General features: G+C 32.3%; 16 protein-coding genes. 7 read left to right on the top strand and 9 right to left on the bottom strand.

What is annotated here, in order from left to right:
- Window positions 1-36 precede the first annotated feature (36 nt).
- Entirely contained in the window at window positions 37-867 is an 831-nt protein-coding gene (locus ACYEKI_RS00515; protein ID WP_459209185.1) for a UDP-2,3-diacylglucosamine diphosphatase, read from the bottom strand.
- Between the two features lie 280 nt (window positions 868-1,147).
- On the opposite strand from ACYEKI_RS00515, the gene aroC reads away from it, so the two are divergent.
- Entirely contained in the window at window positions 1,148-2,212 is a 1,065-nt protein-coding gene (aroC, locus tag ACYEKI_RS00520; protein WP_459209186.1) for a chorismate synthase, read from the top strand.
- A 186-nt stretch (window positions 2,213-2,398) separates the two neighbouring features.
- Window positions 2,399-3,727 (top strand): dicarboxylate/amino acid:cation symporter, encoded by a 1,329-nt coding sequence (locus ACYEKI_RS00525; protein ID WP_459209187.1) that lies wholly within the window; start codon window positions 2,399-2,401, stop codon window positions 3,725-3,727.
- A 259-nt stretch (window positions 3,728-3,986) separates the two neighbouring features.
- Here ACYEKI_RS00525 and ACYEKI_RS00530 read toward each other — a convergent pair whose 3' ends face one another.
- Window positions 3,987-5,540, bottom strand: coding sequence for a hypothetical protein (locus ACYEKI_RS00530; RefSeq protein ID WP_459209188.1), 1,554 nt, complete (start codon window positions 5,538-5,540; stop codon window positions 3,987-3,989).
- Window positions 5,541-5,746: 206 nt separating this feature from the next.
- Here ACYEKI_RS00530 and lpdA point away from each other — a divergent pair, with 206 nt between their 5' ends.
- The 5 genes from lpdA to ACYEKI_RS00555 all read left to right on the top strand — a co-directional run bounded on the left by lpdA (window position 5,747) and on the right by ACYEKI_RS00555 (window position 10,512).
- Window positions 5,747-7,153 carry a dihydrolipoyl dehydrogenase gene (gene lpdA, locus ACYEKI_RS00535; protein WP_459209189.1) on the top strand — a complete coding sequence of 469 codons (1,407 nt, stop codon included), beginning with the start codon at window positions 5,747-5,749 and terminating at the stop codon, window positions 7,151-7,153.
- A gap of 280 nt (window positions 7,154-7,433) precedes the next feature.
- Window positions 7,434-7,979: a class I SAM-dependent methyltransferase gene (locus ACYEKI_RS00540; RefSeq protein ID WP_459209190.1), complete on the top strand. Its 546-nt coding sequence runs from the start codon at window positions 7,434-7,436 to the stop codon at window positions 7,977-7,979.
- A gap of 45 nt (window positions 7,980-8,024) precedes the next feature.
- Complete coding sequence (locus ACYEKI_RS00545; RefSeq protein ID WP_459209191.1) at window positions 8,025-8,687, top strand: hypothetical protein; 663 nt, start codon at window positions 8,025-8,027, stop codon at window positions 8,685-8,687.
- 171 nt (window positions 8,688-8,858) lie between these two features.
- Window positions 8,859-9,707: a 1,4-dihydroxy-2-naphthoyl-CoA synthase gene (locus ACYEKI_RS00550; RefSeq protein WP_459209192.1), complete on the top strand. Its 849-nt coding sequence runs from the start codon at window positions 8,859-8,861 to the stop codon at window positions 9,705-9,707.
- A 97-nt stretch (window positions 9,708-9,804) separates the two neighbouring features.
- Window positions 9,805-10,512: a hypothetical protein gene (locus tag ACYEKI_RS00555; protein ID WP_459209193.1), complete on the top strand. Its 708-nt coding sequence runs from the start codon at window positions 9,805-9,807 to the stop codon at window positions 10,510-10,512.
- 17 nt (window positions 10,513-10,529) lie between these two features.
- Here ACYEKI_RS00555 and ACYEKI_RS00560 read toward each other — a convergent pair whose 3' ends face one another.
- From ACYEKI_RS00560 to ACYEKI_RS00590, 7 genes are all read right to left on the bottom strand, one after another.
- A complete protein-coding gene (locus ACYEKI_RS00560; protein ID WP_459209194.1) occupies window positions 10,530-12,947 on the bottom strand; it encodes an alpha-ketoacid dehydrogenase subunit alpha/beta in 2,418 nt (805 codons plus the stop codon).
- Window positions 12,948-13,130: 183 nt separating this feature from the next.
- A complete protein-coding gene (locus tag ACYEKI_RS00565) occupies window positions 13,131-15,923 on the bottom strand; it encodes a gluzincin family metallopeptidase (RefSeq protein WP_459209195.1) in 2,793 nt (930 codons plus the stop codon).
- Between the two features lie 35 nt (window positions 15,924-15,958).
- Complete coding sequence (locus tag ACYEKI_RS00570; RefSeq protein WP_459209196.1) at window positions 15,959-17,188, bottom strand: hypothetical protein; 1,230 nt, start codon at window positions 17,186-17,188, stop codon at window positions 15,959-15,961.
- Between the two features lie 28 nt (window positions 17,189-17,216).
- Complete coding sequence (locus ACYEKI_RS00575; RefSeq protein ID WP_459209197.1) at window positions 17,217-17,906, bottom strand: LOG family protein; 690 nt, start codon at window positions 17,904-17,906, stop codon at window positions 17,217-17,219.
- 21 nt (window positions 17,907-17,927) lie between these two features.
- Window positions 17,928-20,753: an excinuclease ABC subunit UvrA gene (gene uvrA / locus ACYEKI_RS00580; RefSeq protein WP_459209198.1), complete on the bottom strand. Its 2,826-nt coding sequence runs from the start codon at window positions 20,751-20,753 to the stop codon at window positions 17,928-17,930.
- Window positions 20,754-21,021: 268 nt separating this feature from the next.
- Entirely contained in the window at window positions 21,022-22,824 is a 1,803-nt protein-coding gene (locus tag ACYEKI_RS00585; RefSeq protein WP_459209199.1) for an acyl-CoA dehydrogenase family protein, read from the bottom strand.
- Between the two features lie 79 nt (window positions 22,825-22,903).
- Window positions 22,904-24,094 carry an acetyl-CoA C-acyltransferase gene (locus tag ACYEKI_RS00590; RefSeq protein WP_459209200.1) on the bottom strand — a complete coding sequence of 397 codons (1,191 nt, stop codon included), beginning with the start codon at window positions 24,092-24,094 and terminating at the stop codon, window positions 22,904-22,906.
- Window positions 24,095-24,112 lie beyond the last annotated feature (18 nt).

Genomic DNA, 24,112 nt, shown 5'->3' on the forward strand with positions numbered 1-24,112 from the left:
AAATAGGTTTAAGAACTATATTCTTAATTCTTGAGCCTATTTTCCAAAAACAGCAAAAGCTGCTAAAATACTTTCTGAATTGATTTCTTCCTCAACCTCATTAGCATAAGAGAATGCATCCATTTCTTCTTTTTTATAATGAATCAATCTCCATCTTTTATCGTTGTATTCTAAAGAGGTTAAATTTTCGACCCAATCTCCAGAGTTCAGGTATAGACAAGTTCCGTTTTCTCTTACTTTTCTAATCATTTTGGGTTGATGAATATGTCCACAAATCACATATTTATATCCATTATCTATGGCTAACTCAGCAGCAACTTGCTCAAAATCACTAATATATTTAACCGCTTTCTTTACACTATTTTTAATCTTTTTAGATAGCGAAAATTTATCTTTCCCCATTCGCACCAATACCCAATTGATAAAACTATTTAAAAGAATAAGTGCATCATATCCCCAGCTACCTATTTTGGCTAACCATTTTGCATTTTGTATAGAAGCGTCGAATACATCTCCGTGAAAAAACCATGCTTTTTTCCCATCCAAATCAAGTACAAGTTTATCTACAACAGAAAAGTTACCCATTTTGGTATCACTAAACTTACGGAGCATTTCGTCATGATTCCCAGTTATATAAATCACTTCTGTACCTTTTGATGCTAAATCAATGATTTTTTTAATAACATTAAGATGTGATTTAGGAAAGTATCGTTTTCTAAATTGCCATATATCAATAATATCACCATTGAGAATAAGCTTTTTGGGCTTCACGCTATTTAAATAATTCAATACTTCTTGAGCATGACAACCATAAGTCCCCAAATGTATATCTGAAAGTACTACTAATTCAACTACTCTTTTTTCCATATTCTTACCCTTAAAACAAAGAAATCTGTAATGATAATCTTACAAGGCAAAGTTCGATAATAGATGTTAAGTTATGATTAATAGATAATGAGTAGATTGTTATTAAATATTAGGTTTGAATTTATGATTTTTACTTCCTAATATATATCTTTTTTATAGAGATCACTCTACAGAAAGGCTTTCAAAAAAAGATCAAGATTCTTACAAAAGAAGCGCAATAAAATGTGAATTATTTAGGATTTTAAAGATTAAAATTTACATTTGTTAAAAAAGAAATGCAATGGCAGGGAATACATTTGGTAAGGTATTTAAAGTAACAACTTTTGGAGAATCTCATGGCGAGGCTATTGGTGGAATTATTGATGGATGTCCAGCTGGAATCACTTTAAATCTTGAGGCTATACAAAAAGAATTAGATCGTAGAAAACCAGGACAATCTGCAATAGTTACACAACGAAAAGAGCCAGACACTGTTGAATTCTATTCTGGTATTTTTGAAGGAAAAACTACAGGTACTCCTATAGGTTTTGTTATCAAAAATGCAAACCAAAAATCAAAAGATTATTCACACATAAAAGATTCATATAGACCATCTCATGCCGATTACACCTATGATCAAAAATATGGTTTTAGAGATTATAGAGGAGGAGGACGTTCTTCTGCAAGAGAAACTGCAAGTAGAGTAGTAGCTGGAGCTATTGCAAAACAAGTTTTAAAAGACATTGATTTTAATGCATACGTAAGTGCTGTAGGAGCTATTACGCTTGACAAACCTTATCAAGATCTTGATTTAACACAAACCGAAAAAAATATAGTTCGTTGTCCAGATACTTCTAAAGCAGAAGAAATGGAACGTTATATCAAGCAAATAAGAAAAGAAGGCGATACTGTAGGTGGTATGGTCAGTTGTGTAATTAAAAATGTTCCTGTCGGTTTAGGTGAACCAGTTTTTGATCGATTACATGCAGAATTAGGTAAAGCCATGCTCTCTATCAATGCTGTAAAAGGATTTGAATATGGTAGTGGTTTTGAAGGTGCAAAACTAAAAGGTAGTCAACACAATGATCTTTTTAATGCAGATGGTAGTACAAAAACAAATCTTTCTGGAGGTATACAAGGTGGTATATCAAACGGTATGGATATTTACTTTAAAGTAGCCTTTAAACCAGTTGCTACAATCATGCAAGATCAAGAAACAATAGATAAAGAAGGAAATATAGTAACCATGCAAGGTAAAGGTCGACATGATCCTTGTGTTGTACCTAGAGCAGTACCTATTGTCGAAGCCATGGCTGCTTTGGTATTAGTAGATTATTGGTTATTAAACCGTACTTCTAAATATTAAAAGAATCACAAACATGTATTAAACAGTATTCTTATCAATTAAGGACACTGTTTTTTTGTATTTAATTTATATATTGAACGACTAATAGAAAAATAAAAAGATTTTTTGCTTAATGAAATGCCTTAATAATTATCCTTATTTGCTTTCATTATAATTAGGTTTAAACAGCTTATTAAAATAGATTTTATGAAGAAAATAGCACTGCATTGGCAGATATTAATCGGAATGTTAGCCGGAGTTTTATTTGGCTATACCATGACACATTTCTCAATTGGAAAAGAACTAGTGAGTGATTGGATAAAACCATTCGGAACTATATTTGTTAATTTGCTTAAACTAATAGCTGTACCTTTAATTGTAGCCTCTTTGATCAAAGGAATATCTGATTTACAAGATATCTCTAAATTCAAAAAAATAGGAGGTAGAACAATTATCATTTACATTTTCACTACTGTTGTTGCTATTTGTATTGGATTAGCTTTAGTTAATATCTTAAAACCAGGAGATGGTATTACTCAAGCAACTATTGATAAGTTAACTACAGAATATGCTAGTAACGCAAAAATATCTGCTCGTATAGCCGAAGCTTCAAAACAGCAAGAAAGCGGTCCTTTACAGTTTATAGTAGATATGGTTCCTCAAAATGCTTTTAAAGCAATGAGCAATAATAAAATGATGCTTCAAGTAATATTCTTTACTATATTCCTAGGAATTAGCATGTTATTAATAAAGCCATCACAAGCAAAACCTCTTAAAAACTTCTTTGACAGTTTAAATGAGGTTATTCTAAAAATGGTGGATTTAATTATGTTATTTGCTCCATATGCTGTATTTGCCTTATTAGCTAATGTTGTAGTAACTTCTGATGATGCAGATATACTATTAGCTCTATTAAAATATGCCGGAGTTGTTGTTTTTGGATTATCCTTAATGGTAGCATTCTATAGTTTATTAGTAGCTGTAATTGCTAAAAAATCTCCACTTTGGTTCTTAAAACAAATTAGTCCAGCTCAATTATTAGCTTTCTCTACCAGCTCAAGTGCGGCAACTCTACCGGTTACTATGGAACGTGTAGAAGAACATATAGGAGTTGATAAAGAAGTATCTAGTTTTGTACTTCCAGTAGGAGCAACTATTAATATGGATGGAACAAGTTTATATCAAGCTGTTGCTGCTGTATTTATTATGCAAGTTTTATGGCCAGAAGGATTAACTTTTAGTAATCAAATTACTATTGTTTTAACAGCGCTATTAGCATCAATTGGATCTGCTGCTGTACCTGGAGCAGGAATGGTAATGCTTGTTATTGTATTAGAAGCAATTGGATTCCCTGCCGATAAATTACCTATAGGATTAGCGCTTATTTTTGCTGTAGATCGTCCATTAGATATGTGTAGAACAACAATCAATGTAACAGGTGATGCAACAGTATCTATGTTAGTTGCAAAATCTGTTGGTAAATTAGGAAAACCAAACGTTAAAAATTGGGATGATAATTATGAAGAGGTCAAATAATAATCAATAAACATAAGTTTATCATATAAAAAAAGAGATTGTATTGCAATCTCTTTTTTTATATGATCTCTTTTAGGAATTTGAACAAAAAGTAAATTTCTAATCAAATAATTACTATTACAAACAAAAAGTCACGATCGTTCCAAATAAAAATAATTATAAGACAATTGAATTAAAAGATATAGTCATAAAAAAAGCCTCTAGATGTTTTATCTAAAGGCTTTTCGTCTATTTAGTATTATTCTTTATTTAATAAAAATTAATCGTTGTCATCAAAAACAACACTCTCATAAGCTCCTATATCTGGAGCAGTAGCACTTCTTGTTATTCCCAATATATCTGTAGTTACACTAGAAGCTCGAGCAGTTCCATTGGCAGCAGAATCTTCACCTATATTCATCTCATTTTCAAAAGCGTCTTTAAAATCTGGTTCTTCATTAAACAAACTATTTTCATATAAGGTAGCGTTCGTAAAATCATACAATGGATTTTGTGCAAATTGATTATTGATATCGTTAAAACGTATCAGGCAATTTTCAAATTTATAATTAAAAGCAGTACCTTCTACCTGATTAAAAGCTAACTCTAAATTCTCATTTCCATAAATGATACAATTATTAAAATTAGCCTCTATTAAATCTGCTATTACAACATTTGTAGCATCAACTTGCAAATTATTATCGATTAAAACGGATGGAAACTGTCTAAAACTAGTATCCCAATAGTTTGCAAAAGTACAATGGTTAAAAGTATATCTTCCTCCTAAAGAACAGTTAAGTGATGCTTGTCCAGAATTGTTAATTACTAGGTTTTCGCCTAAAACATGTCCTGTACGAGCTAATAAACCTACATTAGAACTATTATAGATTTGAGAATTACGAATTGTAAGTGTAGGATCAGTTCCTCCATCATTAGAATCCATTAAAATTCCTACAGTTGCATTTTTTATTGTAGCATGGTTAATCTCATGTCCTGTACTACCTGCCGTAAGCCATATTGCCCCCCATTGTCCCGGAATATCACTAAATAAAGGTTCTAGACGATCGCCTTCAAAAATAACTTCATTCTCCATCAATTCTGGATCAGTACTCAATTCTCCATTTACTTTTAACGAAGCTTGATTTGCGACAATTATACCAGAATCCTCATGAAAATGAATTCGAGCACCAGCATCTATTGTTAATGTTTTATTACTTGGTACCGCTGCATACCCATAGATTACATAAGGCTTTTCGTTAGTAAAATGTAATTCATTATCATCGAGAAAAAAACCTTCAATACGTATTTCATTATTATCTGCATCCATACCTAAACTCAATGTTTCAACTTCTCCTGTCATATTATCTCTAGATGGAAACAAGAAATTTGCATCTTGAATAAGCGTTACAAGATCTACATCTTGTTCATTATTGCCACTATCAAATAATACCTTATCTGTATATAAGAAATTTGTAGCGGTTGTAGTAAGATCAGTAATATCTGCTGTAGTTTCTACAAAAACAAAAATACTATCCTTGGCTAATATTTGAATATTATCAAAAGATTTACCTGGAATTCCATCTACATTTAATCTATAATTAGAAGCATCACCTCTTTCTAATCGTATAGAAGGAATTTCTACATCTTCACTACTTCTATTATATACTTTAAAAGTATACGTACTAGAACCAATATTTGTAAAAACAGTATCTAGATATACGGTATCTCTAGAGAATTGTAGACCACCATTACTAGGAATAGCTTCAAAATCTTTTCGGCATGAACTCCATAATACAATGATAAAAAGTAGCCCTAAAGTTGATAAATATCGCATTGCTTAAATTGAATTTTCGTAAATGTATAACTTTTTGATGATGTCTAATATTGTTTATTTAAAAACTTTTTCTTGTAGATATAGATAAATAAATATAGAATTTGATGAAAAACAACTAGGTCAAAAACTGAAAACATTTGTACATTTGTTTTTAGATAAAGAATACTACTAAGTAGGTTCGGTACAATCAATGTAACTAAGAAATTATGAGTATATACGACGTTGCCGTTATTGGCTCTGGGCCAGGTGGATACGTAGCAGCCATTCGCTGCGCACAATTAGGAATGAAAACTGCAATTATTGAAAAGTATTCAACTTTAGGTGGTACTTGCTTGAATGTAGGTTGTATTCCGAGTAAAGCATTATTAGATTCTTCTCACCATTATGAGCATGCTGTAAAACATTTTGAAGAGCACGGAATTGAGATTCCTGGCGAGGTAAAAGTGAATCTTGAAAAGATGATTGCTCGCAAACAAACTGTTATTGATCAAACTTGTGATGGTATACAATTCTTAATGAAAAAGAATAATATCGATGTATACGAAGGTTTAGGATCTTTTAAAGACGCTACTCATATTACTGTTGCAAAGAATGATGGTAGTCAAGAAACTATAGAAGCTAAACATACTATTATAGCTACTGGATCAAAACCATCTACATTACCTTTTATCTCTATAGATAAAGAGCGAGTAATCACATCAACAGAAGCTTTAAAATTAAAAGAAGTACCAAAACACTTAGTAATTATAGGAGGTGGTGTAATTGGTCTTGAATTAGGTCAAGTATATCGTCGTCTTGGAGCAAATGTGTCTGTGGTTGAATTCATGGATCGTATTATTCCTGGTATGGATAAAGCACTTTCTAAAGAATTGCAAAAAGCAATGAAAAAACAAGGTGTTAAATTTTATACTTCACACAAAGTAACTGGTGTTACTAATACAGGAGATGAGGTTGTTATTACAGCTGATGATAAAAAAGGTAACCCTGTTGAATTTAAAGGTGATTACTGTTTAGTTTCTGTAGGTCGTAGACCATATACAGATGGATTAAATGCCGAAGCTGCTGGTGTTAAAATCAATGAAAGAGGACAAGTAGAAGTAAACGATCATTTACAAACCTCTGCAGCAAATATCTATGCTATTGGAGATGTTATAAAGGGAGCAATGCTTGCTCACAAAGCAGAAGAAGAAGGTACATTTGTTGCAGAAACTCTTGCTGGACAAAAGCCACATATCGATTATAATTTAATACCAGGTGTAGTTTACACTTGGCCAGAGGTTGCTGCAGTAGGAAAAACCGAAGAACAATTAAAAGAAGAAGGTATTGCATACAAAATAGGGCAATTCCCATTTAGAGCTTTAGGTAGAGCTAGAGCAAGTAAAGATCTTGACGGATTCGTTAAAATCTTAGCTGATAAAACTACAGATGAGGTTTTAGGTGTTCATATGGTAGGAGCACGTTGTGCAGATTTAATTGCCGAAGCTGTTACAGCAATGGAATTTAGAGCGTCTGCCGAAGATATCTCAAGAATGTCTCATGCTCATCCTACATTTACTGAAGCTATTAAAGAAGCAGCTCTTGCTGCTACAGATAATAGAGCAATACACGCATAATAGCAAATTGCTTAAAAATATTCAAAAGAGTCATATTAGCATATGGCTCTTTTTTTATATTTTTTTTAAAAGAATCTTCATTTTATTGTAACAAAACTGGCGTATTACCGTCTCAATAATAGGTTCAAGAGTAGTTTTATGAAATACTTAGATGTTTAATTTAGCTATACATCTTGATTTTTTTTATCTTGTGCTTTATATAGGCACTATTGCCTATAGTTTTACTGGGAAAATACTACAGTACAAGAAAAGTAAGGGAATACGAATTTATTTAGCATATATGTCAAAATCATTCACAGTCAATGCCATTAATAATTTAAAGCAAACTGGAAGTCTATTTAGAAGTTCAAAGTTTTTAGCAAAAAAACTTACACAATCATTGAATCAAAATAAGGAATTAGTAGTAGTAGAGTTAGGAGCTGGTGATGGAAGTATTACAAAATACATTTTGAATAAAATGAATCCCGAATCGCATTTATATTCTTATGAAATAAATGAAGTTTTTGCTAATAAATTAAGAGGAGCTATACAAGATGAAAGATTTACGGTATTAAATAACTGTGTATCACATTTAACCACTGATTTTAAAGATAAAAAAATCGACTATGTGATCTCGAGTCTACCTTTGGCTAATATCTCTCAAGAAATTAAAAACAAGCTATTAGTCGATGTAAAATCGATATTAAAGCCCCAAGGTGAGTTTATTCAATATCAATATTCTATAAACGATCAAAAACTACTTAAAAATAGTTTTGCAACATTGAGTACAGATTTTTGTCTTTTAAATATGCCACCGGCTTTTATATATACGTGTAAGGATTTCTAATTTATAGAGATTAATTACTTACATAGACTTTAAAATCATTTTATTATGAAACATATAGCCTTTTTTATCACTTTATTTCTAATTACTTTTCATGTATCTTCTCAATTAGATACTAAAAAATTAGGAACCTCTAACACTTTAGGAAATAGAATTAGTGCAGAAAAAAGTTATTTATCTCCTAATAGTAGTAAAAAACTAGGAGAAACATCAAGAATAAATGGTTTGAGCCTTTATAAACCTACAGATTCTATGCTACCGCTTAATCGAAAGAAACAACATCAAGGTATGCGAATAGAATCTAATTTATTATCACAAGAACAAGGAAAAACACCTAAGTGGTTTGCAAAAGATAATGCTTTTGAAGGAGCTCATTTAAAAAATCAAAGCTTAGGAAGTTTTAAAAATAACGGAAAATTTGTTCAAGTTTATTGCAGAGATCATCAATCAATAGATGGTGACAGAGTTCGTATGTATGTTAATGATCAAGTTGCAGAACCTAACATCTTATTAAATTCTGATTTTATTGGATTTGATATTTTTCTGCAAGAGGGATTTAATCGTATTGAATTTGAAGCTTTAAATCAAGGTGCTTCTGGTCCTAATACAGCAGAGTTTAGATTATATGATGAAAAAGGAAATCAAATCTCTAATAAGGTTTGGAATCTAGCTACTGGTGCTAGAGCTAGATTAACTATCATCAAAGAATAGTTTTCTTTAATGTTATCTATTTTTAGACTGTAAATACTTCTCGCACGATAAATAGTTTATATTTTCTAGTATATTCACACAATATTTTCTTCAAAAAAACGATAAAGCATACCTCTTATGCTGTCTTGTATTTATTTATGTTTTATTTTTGGGTAAAATTATAAAGACTATATGAGTACAAATACAATTGAATGGAAAACTGTAAAAGAGTTTGAAGATATTACGTATAAGAAATCTAATGGTGTAGCGCGTATTGCTTTTAATAGACCTGATGTACGTAATGCATTTAGACCTAAGACTACAAGCGAACTTTACGAAGCTTTTTATGATGCTCAAGAAGATACTTCTATAGGTGTTGTACTTTTATCTGCAGAAGGTCCATCTAGTAAAGATGGTGTATATGCTTTTTGTAGTGGTGGAGATCAAAAGGCTAGGGGACATCAAGGTTATGTAGGAGACGATGGTATGCATAGATTAAATATTCTAGAGGTGCAACGTCTTATCCGTTTTATGCCCAAAGTTGTTATCGCTGTTGTTCCAGGATGGGCTGTAGGAGGAGGACATAGTCTTCATGTAGTATGTGATATGACCTTAGCAAGTAAGGAGCATGCTATTTTTAAACAAACAGATGCTGATGTTACAAGTTTTGACGGTGGATATGGTTCTGCTTATTTAGCCAAAATGGTTGGACAGAAAAAAGCTAGAGAAATTTTCTTTTTAGGAAGAAATTACTCTGCTCAAGAAGCCTATGAAATGGGAATGGTTAATGCTGTAATTCCTCATGCCGAATTAGAAGATACTGCATATCAATGGGCTCAAGAAATCTTAGAAAAATCACCTACATCTATCAAAATGTTAAAATTTGCTATGAATCTTACCGATGATGGTATGGTAGGACAACAAGTTTTTGCAGGTGAAGCAACTCGTCTTGCTTATATGACAGAAGAAGCTAAAGAAGGTAGAAACGCATTCTTAGAAAAGCGTAAACCAAATTTCAAAGATGTTAAATGGATTCCTTAAGACAATTTTAAACATTATTGATACAAAACAAATTCGTTAAAGTGTAAGTTTTAATACATTTTAACGAATACTTTATAATAATTTTAATACGATCCCTGTGCCTGAGATTAGAGAAGAAGATTTAGTAGCCTTATATGACCAAATTAATGATGCCGAAAATAAAAAAGCAGAGTTAGAATATATTGTTGACTATAAAGAGAAGAAGATTGTAAAATCGTATAAAGAGAAAAAAACTCTTATTGCGATAATTTTAGGTGTTATAATTATTAACATACTTTCATTTGGATATTTGATTTATGTAGATAAAATACAATTATCAACTCCAGAAAAAAAACAAGTTGCTACACAAGAAGTTGAAGAAATCACTCCGCTTAAAGAAATTTCTGAACAAGAAGAGACTACAACCGTTATTGATTCCATATCTCAAGATACTATAAGCAATAATGGAGGAGAAGCTATACTTTCTGAAGAGGAAAAATTAGTTATTCAAGAAGAAAAGGAAAAACTAGAAGAATTAAGAGAATTTTATCTAGCAAAAAACCTACTAGACAAAGAAAAGATCTATACAGTTCAGATATCAGCTATTGCTTCAGAGAATCAAGAAATCTCATTGATTTCTGACAATTTATCAAATCACCGAATTTATAGAGATAATGAATATTTAAAATTTAGTTTAGGAATTTTTGAAACACTTGCCGAAGCTCAAGAATTCAGAAAAATATTAATTGATACTGGTTTTAGAAAAGGTATTTTTATTATATCGTATAAAAACGGAAGAAGGCTACAAATTGAGCCTTCTTCTTAATCTTTTTATGAGGTAACTTATCTCAATTCTGGAAATTGAGTAGGATTTACTTCATTCATAATTTCATAAATTTTCTCAAAAATATCTTCGGCAGATGGTTTACTAAAATAATCTCCATCTGTTCCAAATGCAGGTCTATGTGCTTGTGCAGTTAATGTTTGTGGCTTACTGTCTAAATATTTATATACATTTTGTTCATCCATCAATTTATGCATAATATAAGCAGTCGCTCCACCAGGAACATCTTCATCTACAACTAATAAACGATTTGTTTTAGCAACACTCTTAACTGTATCATGATTAATATCAAAAGGTAATAATGATTGTGCATCAATAACTTCAACATTAATTCCTACAGTCAATAATTCTTTTGCTGCTTGCTCAACTAGTCTTAAAGTTGATCCATAAGAAACTACAGTGATATCTGTACCTTCTTTAATCGTTTCCACTACACCAATAGGAGTTCTAATTTCTTCAAGGTTAGCTGGCATTTTTTCTTTTAAGCGGTAACCATTTAAACATTCAACCACTACAGCTGGTTCATCACTATCTAGTAAAGTGTTATAAAAACCTGCTGCTTTTGTCATATTACGTGGTACTAAGAAGTGAATTCCTCTTAATAAGTGAATTAAACCTCCCATTTGAGAGCCAGAATGCCAAATTCCTTCTAGACGATGTCCTCTAGTTCTTACTATTAATGGTGCTTTTTGCCTTGCAAATGTTCTATATCTCAACGTGGCAAGATCATCACTTAATCCTTGAACACAATACAAGATATAATCTAGGTATTGAATCTCTGCAATAGGGCGTAGTCCTCTCATTGCCATCCCTATACCTTGACCAATTATAGTAGCTTCACGAATACCTGCGTCAGATATTCTAATCTCACCATACTTATCTTGTAATCCTTCTAGTCCCTGATTAACATCTCCAATTTTACCACTATCTTCACCAAAGATTAATGCTTCAGGTACTCTATCAAAAATCATATCAAAATTATCTCTAATAATGATTCTTGCATCAACCATTTCAGTATCATCATTATATTCAGGTAAAACCTCTGCTACATTGATTGCTTTTGAATCATATTCACTATGAAGGTGAGTACTATATTTAGGCTTTATTTTAGCCATATAATTTGTAACCCATTGTTGTAAAGATTTCTTTTCGGCAGAAGTTTCTTTAGTTAAGAATCTTAATGTTTTACGAGTTGCTTCTAAAATATCTTTTCTTATAGGCTCTTCTTTACTTTCTAAAGCATCAATTAATGGCGCTATAAAGTTTTTGTTAGAACTTGAATCTGCAACTGTCTTTAATAAAGTAACAGCTTCTTTTTGCTCTGCTTTAATTTCAGAAATATAAGCATTCCATGATGCAGTTTTTCCTTTTCTTACTTCCTTTTTTGCTTCTTTTTCTAACGCAATTACCTCTTCTTCTGTAGCAATATTATGATCAATAATCCATGTTCTGAATTTTTTATTACAATCAAATTCGCTTTCCCACTTTAAACGTTCTTCACTCTTATAACGTTCGTGAGATCCAGAAGTAGAATGACCTTGAGGTTGTGTTAATTCTTTTACGTGAATAATTACAGGAACATGTTCGTCTCTTGCTATAGTTTCTGCTCTCTCATAAGCATCTACTAAGGCAGGATAATCCCATCCATTAACTTTTATAATCTCATACCCAGGTGTATTTTCATCTCTTCTAAATCCTTCAAGAACCAAAGAAATATCTTCTTTTGTCGTCTGGTGTTTAGCGTGAACAGAAATACCATATTCATCATCCCAAACGCTTATCACCATAGGTACTTGAAGCACACCAGCAGCATTGATTGTTTCCCAGAAAAGACCTTCACTAGTACTAGCATTACCAATAGTACCCCATGCAACTTCATTACCTTCTATAGAAAAATTTGAAAATCCTTCCTTTACACTTTTTTCATTACGAAATACTTTTGAAGCTTGTGCCAATCCTAATAATCTTGGCATTTGCCCAGCAGTAGGAGAGATGTCAGAACTCGAATTCTTTTGATCTGTAAGCTTTTTCCATGTTCCATCTGCATGTAAACTGTGTGTAGCAAAATGTCCCCCCATTTGTCTACCTGCTGCAAAAGGTTCTTTTTCTATATCTGTATGTGCATATAATCCTGCAAAAAATTGTTCTATAGAATATTGTCCTATAGCCATCATAAAAGTTTGATCTCTATAGTAACCGGATCTAAAATCTCCGTTCTTGAAAACTCTTGCCATCGCAAGCTGTGGTAATTCTTTTCCTCCTCCAAAAATTCCAAACTTAGACTTACCTGTAAGCACTTCACGTCGACCTAATAGACTACATTCTCTACTTATAAGAGCTATTTTATAATCTTTAAGAATTTGATTTTTATAATCATCAAAAGAAATATTAGGACTTGTTATCGTTTCAGATTGCATATTTTTAAGTTTTAACGGTGAACAAATTTAATGAAAACCATGATTAAATGCAATTCAATAAATATTAAAAATTTTAGCAATATGATATTAAAAAGGCATTTTAAAAGAAAAAAAATAAATTTTATACAGAAATAACGAATTCTCTTAATAATTTATTAATTAGAAAAACCTCAAAATTGCGGTCTAATACCACCTTCTAGTAAAGAGTCCTATTAGTGTTTGTGGGTTAAGAGTAATGATAAAACGAATTTTTTCATCATAATTAGGCTGTGATATTTCCCATCCATTATTTGAAACTACAGGGAAAAATAATTCAAAATAATCAGCTACTAAACTCAATCGTACACCTGCATCATAAACAAACTTAGGATTGATTCCTTTATTTTTAACAAAACCTACGTCACCATATGCATAAATCCAATTCCATATATTAGTTTCTGCATTTAATGTAGTAATCCATCTATTAGCAAATGGGTATTCTAATTGTGATTTAAATCCTCCTTCGGCCAAAATAATTTGCTGACTCACTAAACCTGCTTCTTCACTGCGTCCTAAATAACTATAGTCAAAAAGATAATCTGTAGGTCTATCAAGTGCAAAACTGAAGAAATCCCCATCTCTTTGTGTATCATTAAACAAAAATGTCCCTGCAAAAAACCTCAAATTTACTTGTCGGTTATTTAAGAATAACTTTCTGTAATGTAATGTAGTCGAAAGTTTACTAAAATTCTGAGATAGCTGATAATCGATATTGTATGAAAATAAATTAATCAAATTAGGATTAGTGTATCGATATCTAACGTTAAACACATCATAATCTGGAGTAGATACTGGATTAATCTCATCACGCTCTCTAGAAACGCCTACAGTACGTATTGTAAGCCTAGAGTTTTCGTTATTGCGTAAATCTTTATTTCTAAAGTAAAATAAAACATATGGCGAGTATCTTCTAAAAAGTAAATCTGGAGCATAACTAAACATACTACCACTTATACCATATTTAATACTGTATAAACCATCATCTGCTACTTGCTGTGTATATGTGGTAGCTACAGATCCTAAAAGTTTTTTTGATAAAAACCCATAACTAGGTACTATACGGTAATCTAGATTCTTCTTTATTACCGATTTGTTATAAAACTTATTACCAATAGTCAATCCATCATAAACATTAAACTCAAATTCTGGTGTAAAAAATATCTGACTGTAATCAGGGTCTTCCACATCTTGTAAAAGTCTAAACTGAAAAGGTTTATTAAATAAGCTATTTATTTTTTTATGATTATTTCTACGATTTACCTCTGGGACTTTTTTATCTGCATCAAGCATTAATTTTTTAATACCATCATTAGGTATTGTATATTTTTTTGTCCCTTTGGTCGTTGGGAGCCAAGCTTTATATGCTAAACCTTTATCTTTTCTAAATCCATATAAAGAAATAGGCATGGCATTCTCTTTTTTATTTTTGATTATAACTTCTAGTGAATCGCCTTTTTTCTTTACTTTCTTTATTTTAAAATCTAGTGTTTTATTACTTCGTATAAAATCATCAAAAAACCATGAAATATCCTTTGAGGTCTTCTTTTCTAATAATTGTTCATAAGCTTCAGACTTTGTTGGTTTTAAAACCACTTGTTTATAAAAGTCCTGAATGCTTTCTGTAAGTATATTATCATCGCCTAAATAATCTTCTAGATACCTTAAACCTACACCTGCTTTATAAGGATTAGCTATATTTTTATTGAATTTGACCAAAGAATCTTGAGGCGTAGTCAATGGTTGATCTAGAAAACGTCTAGCCATATTTTTATACCCTAAATAATATTGATCATTAAATTTTAAATCTGCCGCATGAAACCACCTAATACCTATAATCTTACTTAAATTCCCTATTAACTTGGTATCATAATAATACTTATTGGTGTATTCCATCATCAAAAAAACATGAATAGCATCTCTTATCCACGCATCTTTTCTAGGATTTACAATCAATGTATTTCTTAAATAAGCATCAGTAATAGCTTTAAGTTGTTTTATTTCATATTGAAATCCATCTGGAAAAGGTCTTACTATATCAGGTAACTGATTTAATCCATATACTGGATTAATTTGATAATCCGTATCAGAACTTACTAATTTATCAAAAGGATATTTACCCAAACGTTCTTCCAAGAATTCAAATATTCTTTTATTGGCAATAGATTTCATCTTAGGCATAAGATCATTATCATCAATATTACTTACTAAGGTAAGTTCATCATTTATAGGAAAAGATAAAAACGTATTTTTCTTTTCTATAAACAACTTTGCATGATTACGCTGTTTACCAGATAATCTAACCTCGTATAACTCTTGATCATCTGCTAATTCATCTTGATTTTGCTGAAGCTCAGATGTTATTTTGTACGCTGTAGGAATAGTAAAGGAAATCTCATAATCGGTTAACGGTACATACTGATCATTTAAATTTTTATGACTGTATATTTGCCAAGAAGAATCGTATACAACAGGAGTAAGATACCAATACCTTAAATCATAATCTCCATCTCTTTTATAACCAAACCTTGTGAATTTACTACTAGGAAGTTTTACTGTGTATTGAAAAGTAAATTCTTGAATTTCATTAGATGCAATAGGAGAGGGGAGTTCTAACTTTAAAACATCTGGATGATCATCTATTCTATTCCAGTTAATGTCATTATTCTCGTTACTAATTTTATGAATTGTTGTTGCTCCTCGTTCTTCATCTTTTGCAAAATAGAATCTTCTGCTGTAATCCTCTGCAAAACGCTCACCTAGTGGTGTTCTTTTATTAGAAAATGCATTGGCCCAATCTTGAATAAAGATTTCGCTCAATGCATTTTTTGATGTATTGTGATATGTAATACGTTGTTCTACTTCAATAGTGTGTTCTGTAACATTTAATACCGCTTTTATCGAAGTTTTATGTTGAGCAACCGTTGTTAAAAGGCCCAATAAAAGGTAAATAAAGCTACAAAAAACTATTTTTTTCAATGTTGTACTACAAATTTTAATGCGTTAATATTCAAATTAGATTTTAAATAATATAATCCATTAGGTAAGTCATATACTGGAACATCTGTTATAGAAGCAGCTTCACTATCAAAACTTATAAGTTCTTGTCCTAATGTATTATAAACTTTGAACAAAATAGGAATATTTTTTGAAGTATCATTATGTACTCGTAAGAAATCGTCAACAACAGTTTTTGATAGATAAACTGCTTGTTCTTGAGCAAAAAACTCTTCGTTACTTAACGTTTCATCTGCTTCAAATTCCATAACTACAGGCAAATGATCACTCATCATATACAAAGCATCTCGTATTTCTTGACTAAATTCTCCTGTACAATTAACATCATCAATTCTTCTATTATAGCAATTTTTATTATTACCATAAGACACATAAGAATCTGGTATATACGATAAACGATTACCTCCTCTAAAGTTTTCTGACATAAAGATGAAATCAAAACGATCATCAAGTCCACCACCGCTTCCAAAGTCATCAAAATCATCATTACTTATCCTCGTACTTTGTGTATGGATATCATCAAAAGAGCTATCATTATGCCAATCTCCTAGAGCGTCTATAGGGTCAACCATTATAATAGAATTGTTATCATGAACCAAAGCTCGATATGCTTCTTCATTTGAAGTATATAAATTAAAATCCCCTGCAAAAAGTACATAGGCATCAGGATCTAAATTTACTTGGTTATCCAGAAATACATCAACCATTTCTAGACGCCTGTTTTCATTACTAGTTCCTTGGCTGGCTTTTAAATGACAAACAAAAACTTCTATTTGTATTGGGTTTTCTGTATTTAACCTTAAAGTATACCAGTTAATATCTCTTAAAGAGTTTAAGAGTCTTTGTGAATTAACTAGGGTAAACTTTTTCTTATTGTAATATAATAATTGTTGTATTTCAACAGCAGAATTGGATGCGTTACTCAAAAAAGGAGCACTAGCATACACTTCTGCTGTTGCATTTAAAGATGCATTTAAAATTTCTTCCCCACCTGCTGCCGTTTCCAATTCACAAACCATGAAAAGGTCAGGTTGATAATCATCTATAATTGTTTTTAAGTGTACCTCTCTATTTTCAGGCGGAGCTGAAGGATAGTTCAGCACGTTGTAAAACATCGTTTTTACAACTTGTTGAGCGATTGTTGTTTGCGCAATTAACAACAATCCAATTAAAATTTTCTTTTTCATTTTTTAGCAATAGTGGGGTTATTTTAAATTAGAAATTAGGACTCAAGTTATATTCTGCATAGAATTTATCAAGAATCGTAATAATTTCGTCTGGAGTATCCACAAGATGGATTAAATCCAAATCTCCAGCACTAATATTGTTAAATTTGCTTAATAAAGTTGATTTTACCCAATCCATTAAACCTCCCCAGAATTCTGTTCCTACAAGAATAATTGGGAATTTATCTATCTTTTTAGTTTGTATTAATGTAATTGCTTCAAATAACTCATCAAGTGTACCAAAACCTCCTGGCATAACTACAAATCCTTGAGAGTATTTTACAAACATTACTTTACGTACAAAGAAATAATCAAAATCTAAGTTTTTATCACTATCAATATATGGATTATCGTGTTGCTCAAATGGCAATTCGATATTTAATCCTACAGAAGTACCTCCACCTAAGTGAGCACCTTTGTTACCAGCTTCCATAATTCCAGGTCCACCACCTGTAATTACACCATATCCATGCTCAACGATTTTATGTGCAACATCAACAGCCAATTGATAATACTTATCATCAGTTTTTGTTCTAGCAGATCCAAAAATAGATACACAAGGACCAATCTTACTCATTTTTTCGAATCCGTTAACGAATTCTCCCATGATCTTGAAGATTGCCCAAGAATCATTAGTTTTTATTTCATTCCAACCTTTATGTCTTTGTTCTTTTTTCATCAGTTTTTGTTTTTCAAAAAATTATTGTAATTCCTTTTTTAAGAACCTTGCTGTGTGACTTTTTTTATGCTTAGCAACTTCTTCGGGTGTTCCTGTAGCAATTACTTCACCGCCATTTTTCCCTCCTTCATAACCTATATCGATAATGTAGTCAGCCATTTTTACTACATCTAGATTATGTTCTATGATCAATACGGTGTTTCCTTTGTCGACCAATTCATTAAGTACATTCATCAATACTCTTATGTCTTCAAAATGTAATCCCGTAGTAGGTTCATCAAGAATATAAAAAGTATTTCCTGTATCTCTCTTGGACAATTCTGTAGCAAGCTTAATGCGTTGTGCTTCTCCTCCAGATAGTGTTGTAGATTGTTGCCCTAAGGTAATATACCCTAAACCAACATCTTTAATTGTTTTAAGTTTTCGATGTATTTTCGGAATATTTTCAAAAAAGTCTGTAGCTTCATTGATTGTCATCTCTAATACATCTGATATAGATTTACCCTTATATCTAATTTCTAAGGTTTCTCTATTAAATCGTTTCCCTTGACAGGTTTCGCAATCGACATAAACATCTGGTAAAAAGTTCATTTCGATTACTCGCAGTCCGCCACCTTTACATGTTTCACATCTTCCCCCCCTAACATTAAAACTAAAACGTCCAGGTTTATACCCCCTGATCATAGCTTCAGGAGTTTTGGCAAATAAGGATCTAATCTCAGAAAATACTCCTGTATAGGTTGCTGGATTAGATCTCGGTGTACGACCTATAGGTGTTTGATTAATATCAATAACCTTATCTGCATGTTCTAGTCCCTTAATACTTTTATACGGCATTGGTTTTTTAACTCCGTTAAAATAATGCGCATTAAGAATAGGGTAGAGGGTTTCATTAATCAAGGTAGATTTACCACTACCTGATACACCGGTTACCGCTATCATTTTTCCTAAAGGAAAATCAACTGAAACATTTTTAAGATTATTTCCTGTAGCTCCCTTTAATTGGATTTTCTTTCCATTCCCTTTTCTTCTTTTCTTAGGAATTTCAATTGCTTTTTTTCCAGAAATATAATCTGCTGTAAGGGTTTCAAATTTATGTAAATCTGCAGGCGCTCCAGTACTTATGATTTCTCCTCCATACTTACCAGCTTTTGGGCCTATATCAATTACATAATCTGCTCGTTCAATCATATCCTTATCATGCTCAACTACAATAACAGAGTTTCCTATGTCTCGTAATTGCACCAAAGAATTGATTAATTTTTCATTATCACGTTGATGTAACCCTATACTTGGTTCGTCTAAGATATATAAGACTCCTACTAATTGTGAGCCTATTTGTGTGGCTAAACGAATACGTTGTGCTTCACCTCCTGATAATGATTTACTACTTCTATTTAAAGATAAATAGGTAAGTCCTACATCATGTAAAAATTGTAATCGTGTTTTTATTTCTTTTACAATTTCACTTCCTATTTTTTGTTGTTTTTCTGTAAGATGGTTTGGTAAATCCAAAAACCATGTTGTCAATTCGCTAATATCCATATTAGCCAATTCTGCTATATTTTTTTGATTAACTTTAAAATATAGCGATTCTTTACGTAATCTAGATCCTTCGCAAGTAGGGCAGATAACATCATCCATATATTCTTTTGCCCATCTACGTAAAGATGTCGAATCGTTATTATTATAGGTATTTTCAATAAATGTTAATACCCCTTCAAAGTCTATTTTGTATTCTCGTTTTACACCTAGTGTTTTACTATCTACTGTAAATTTCTCATTTCCTCCATGAAGAATGATATCCATAGCTTCTTGCGGAATCTTCTTTATAGGATCACTAAGCTTGAAATTATAGCGCGTTGCTATAATCTCTAATTGTTTAAAAATCCACGTTTTCTTTTGAGGTCCATGAGGTTCTATTCCTCCAGCTTTGATAGACTTGGTATCATCTGGAATTACTTTCTTTAAATTAATCTCATGTATACGTCCTATACCATTACATTTAGGACAAGCTCCTTTAGGTGAATTAAAAGAAAAGTTATTAGGCTCTGGATTAGGATAGGAGATACCCGAACTAGGGCACATCAAGTTTCTACTAAAAAAGCGAGCTTCTTGTGTTTCTTGTTCGATAATCATCAATACATCATCTCCATGATACATTGCTGTATTTATCGTTTCACTTAAGCGTTTATCAATATCCTCAGAAACTTTAAGTCTATCAATTACGATTTCTATATCATGTGTTTTATATCGATCTAATTTTAATCCTTTAACGATATCAATAATCTCACCATCTGCACGAACTTTTACAAATCCTTGCTTGGCTATTTGTTCAAAAAGTTCGCGATAATGTCCTTTTCTTGATCTAATGATTGGTGCTAGTACATTGATTCTCTTTCCTTCGTATTCTTTAAGAATTAACTCTTTTATTTGCGCATCACTATAGCTCACCATTTTTTCATTGGTTTCATAACTATATGCATCACTACTACGAGCAAATAAAAGACGTAAAAAGTCATATATCTCTGTAATAGTTCCTACGGTACTACGTGGACTTTTACTCGTGGTTTTTTGTTCTATAGCTATAACAGGTGATAATCCATCTATTTTATCAACATCTGGACGCTCTAATCCACCTAGAAACTGACGGGCGTAGGCAGAAAACGTTTCTATATAACGACGCTGTCCTTCGGCATAGATTGTATCAAAAGCAAGTGATGATTTTCCGGATCCAGACAATCCTGTGATAACCACCAATTGATCTCTAGGAATAGAGATATCTATATTTTTGAGATTGTGTGCCCGAGCACCCAAAACTTCTATATATTCTTCACTTTTTGTCATAGTATTCAAAAACCAAGATTGCAAATGTAACTAATTGAAACCTTTTTTTGAAAAATGAATGCAAAGTGATGTGTTAAAGACGTGTTATATTTTAATAAAATATCATTTCGCAAATTCATTTTCCCCAGTAAACAACTGATTTAATGCGTGTTTAGATAGTTCAATTCGTAAAAAAAGGTTGCCATCTAAGAGGCAACCTTTTTTAAATCAAAATTAAACAACTTCCTAGTTTTATGCCTCAGGATAGGCTTTTCCTCTTATAAAGGAATTAAAAGTAATATCCGTTTTCTGCAGCAACTTTATCAGCAATCTTTGTGCGTAAAGCAACTACATTAGGTTGGTTTGCATATTTTGTAAAACGCTTAAGTCCCATTAACATCATACGTTGCTCATCACCTTCGGCAAAAGAAACGATACCTTCTTTTCCTTTTTTAGTAATAATATCTACTGCATTGTATAAGTATAATTGAGCCATTGCGATTTGTGCTTCTTGACTTTCTTCTCCAAAACGCTTAGCATTTTTCTCTGTACGTAGGATAGTAGATTCTGCCATATAGATCTCAATTAAGATATCAGATGCAGCCATTAATAACTGTTGATGCTCTTCTAATTGAGGTCCAAATTTTTGAACTGCAGCTCCTGCTACCATTAAGAATACTTTTTTAAGTTTCTTAATCATTTCTTTTTCTTCAGAGAATAACTCAGAGTAATCTGGAGTTTCAAAAGAAGGGATACCTGTTAACTCATCAGCTACAGCCATTGCTGGCCCTAATAAATCTACATGTCCTTTCATTGCTTTTTTAACAAGCATTCCTACAGCCAACATACGGTTGATCTCGTTAGTTCCTTCATAAATACGAGAAATACGAGCATCTCTCCATGCAGATTCCATAGGTGTATCAGCAGAGAATCCCATACCTCCAAAGATTTGGATTCCTTCATCTGTACAGTTTTGAACATCTTCAGATACTGCAACTTTTAAGATAGAACACTCAATTGCGTATTCTTCTACACCTTTAAGTTCTGCTTCTTGATGACTATTTCCTTCCGCTTGACGGATAGCAATACGATCTTCTATATTTTTTGCAGCTCTATACGAAGCAGACTCATCTGCATAAGTACTTGTTGCCATTTCTGCAACTTTTGCTTTAATAGCACCAAAATTCATAATTGGTGTTTTAAACTGTATACGCTCATTTGCATATTTTACAGCTTCACCAATTACTCTACGCTGTGCATCAAGACATCCTGCTGCTAATTTAATACGACCAACATTAAGTGCGTTCATCGCTATTTTAAATCCATTTCCTCTTTCAGAAAGCATATTCTCTACAGGAACTTTAGTATCACTAAAGAATACCTGACGAGTAGAAGAGGAGTGGATTCCTAATTTGTGTTCTTCTTCTCCTAAAGTGATTCCGTTTGGATTCTCTTTATCATATTCTACTATAAATCCCGTAATGTTTTTATCGTCCTCGATACGAGCGAATACAATCATTACATTACAGAATCCAGCATTTGATATCCACATTTTTTGACCTGAGATCAAATAGTGTGTTCCATCTTCTGAAAGTACTGCTTTTGTTTTACCAGAGTTTGCATCTGATCCCGCTCCTGGTTCTGTTAAACAGTAAGAACCAAACCATTCTCCAGAAGCTAACTTAGGTACATATTTTTTCTTTTGTTCTTCTGTACCGTATAATGTGATTGGCATAGTACCAATTCCTGTATGTGCTCCAAAAGCTGTAGCTAAAGAACCTGTTGCTCCCGAGATATAATCACAAGTAAGCATTGTCGCTACAAATCCCATTCCTAATCCATTATATTCTTCTGGAACAGAAATACCTAAAAATCCAAGCTCACCAGCTTTACGCATTAATTCTTCTGTAAGTGCGTAATCTTTCTTTTCAAAACGCTCTTTAAGAGGCCATACTTCACGATCAATAAATTCTTTGATCGAATCACGCATCATGCGTTGTTCTTCGGTAAAATCTTCTGGTGTAAAAATATCTTCACATACAGTTTCTTTTACCAAAAACTGACCACCTCTTAATATATCTTTATTTTCCATTTTTTTTGTTTAGTTTTAGTGATAAGTACACGTATGCAGTGAAAACTACACACGTTGTACTACTTATCTTAATACCTGATTATTGTAAAAATTCAAAAATTCCAGCTGCTCCTTGACCTGTTCCTACACACATAGTCACCATTCCGTATTTCCCTTTCATATCACGCTTACGCATTTCGTCAAACAACTGCACAGAAAGTTTAGCTCCGGTACATCCTAGAGGGTGTCCTAAAGCAATTGCTCCACCATTTACATTGATGATATCTGGATTAAGTCCTAATTCACGTATTACAGCTAAAGATTGAGATGCAAAAGCTTCGTTTAACTCGATAAGATCGATATCATTTTGCTGTAATCCTGCTTGTTTTAATACTTTAGGAATTGCTTTTACTGGTCCAATTCCCATGATACGTGGTTCTACACCTGCAGCTGCATAATTTACTAAACGTGCGATAGGTTCAACATTTAATTCTTTGACCATATCTTCACTCATAATCATTACAAATGCAGCACCATCACTCATTTGAGAAGAGTTTCCAGCTGTTACGCTACCGCCAGCAGCAAATACTGGTTTTAATTTACCTAAAACACCAACATTTGTTCCTGCTCTTGGTCCTTCGTCTTTACTTACAGTATAAGATTTTGTGGCTTTTTTACCATTTTTGTCAAGATAAACTTGCTCTATATTAATAGGTACAATTTGATCTTTAAAACGATCTTCTGCTTGTGCCTTTAATGCTTTCATATGAGAGTTATATGCAAACTCATCTTGATCTTCACGAGAAACATTAAACTGATTTGCTACAGCTTCTGCAGTTAATCCCATTCCCCAGTAATAATCTTCTTTACCTTCGGCAGCTAATTGATAATCTGGAGTAGGTTTATATCCACCCATAGGAATATAAGACATGCTTTCTGCACCACCAGCGATGATACAATCTGCCATTCCTGCTTGAATTTTTGCAGTAGCCATTCCTATAGTCTCTAATCCAGATGCACAGTAACGGTTTACTGTTACTCCTGGTACATCTTCAACTTTTAATCCCATTAACGAGATTAAACGTGCCATGTTTAGTCCTTGTTCTGCCTCAGGCATTGCGTTACCAACAATTACATCGTCAATACGAGTTTTATCAAAATCAGGTAACTCGTTCATCATATGTTGTATAGTCTCGGCAGCAAGCTCGTCTGGTCTTTTAAATCTGAACACTCCGCGAGGTGCTTTTCCTACGGCTGTTCTATATGCTTTTACTATGTATGCTGTTTTCATTTTTCTTCTTTTTTGAAC

Origin of the sequence: Aquimarina rhabdastrellae (assembly GCA_947387485.1) — a bacterium.
Lineage (GTDB): Bacteria > Bacteroidota > Bacteroidia > Flavobacteriales > Flavobacteriaceae > Aquimarina.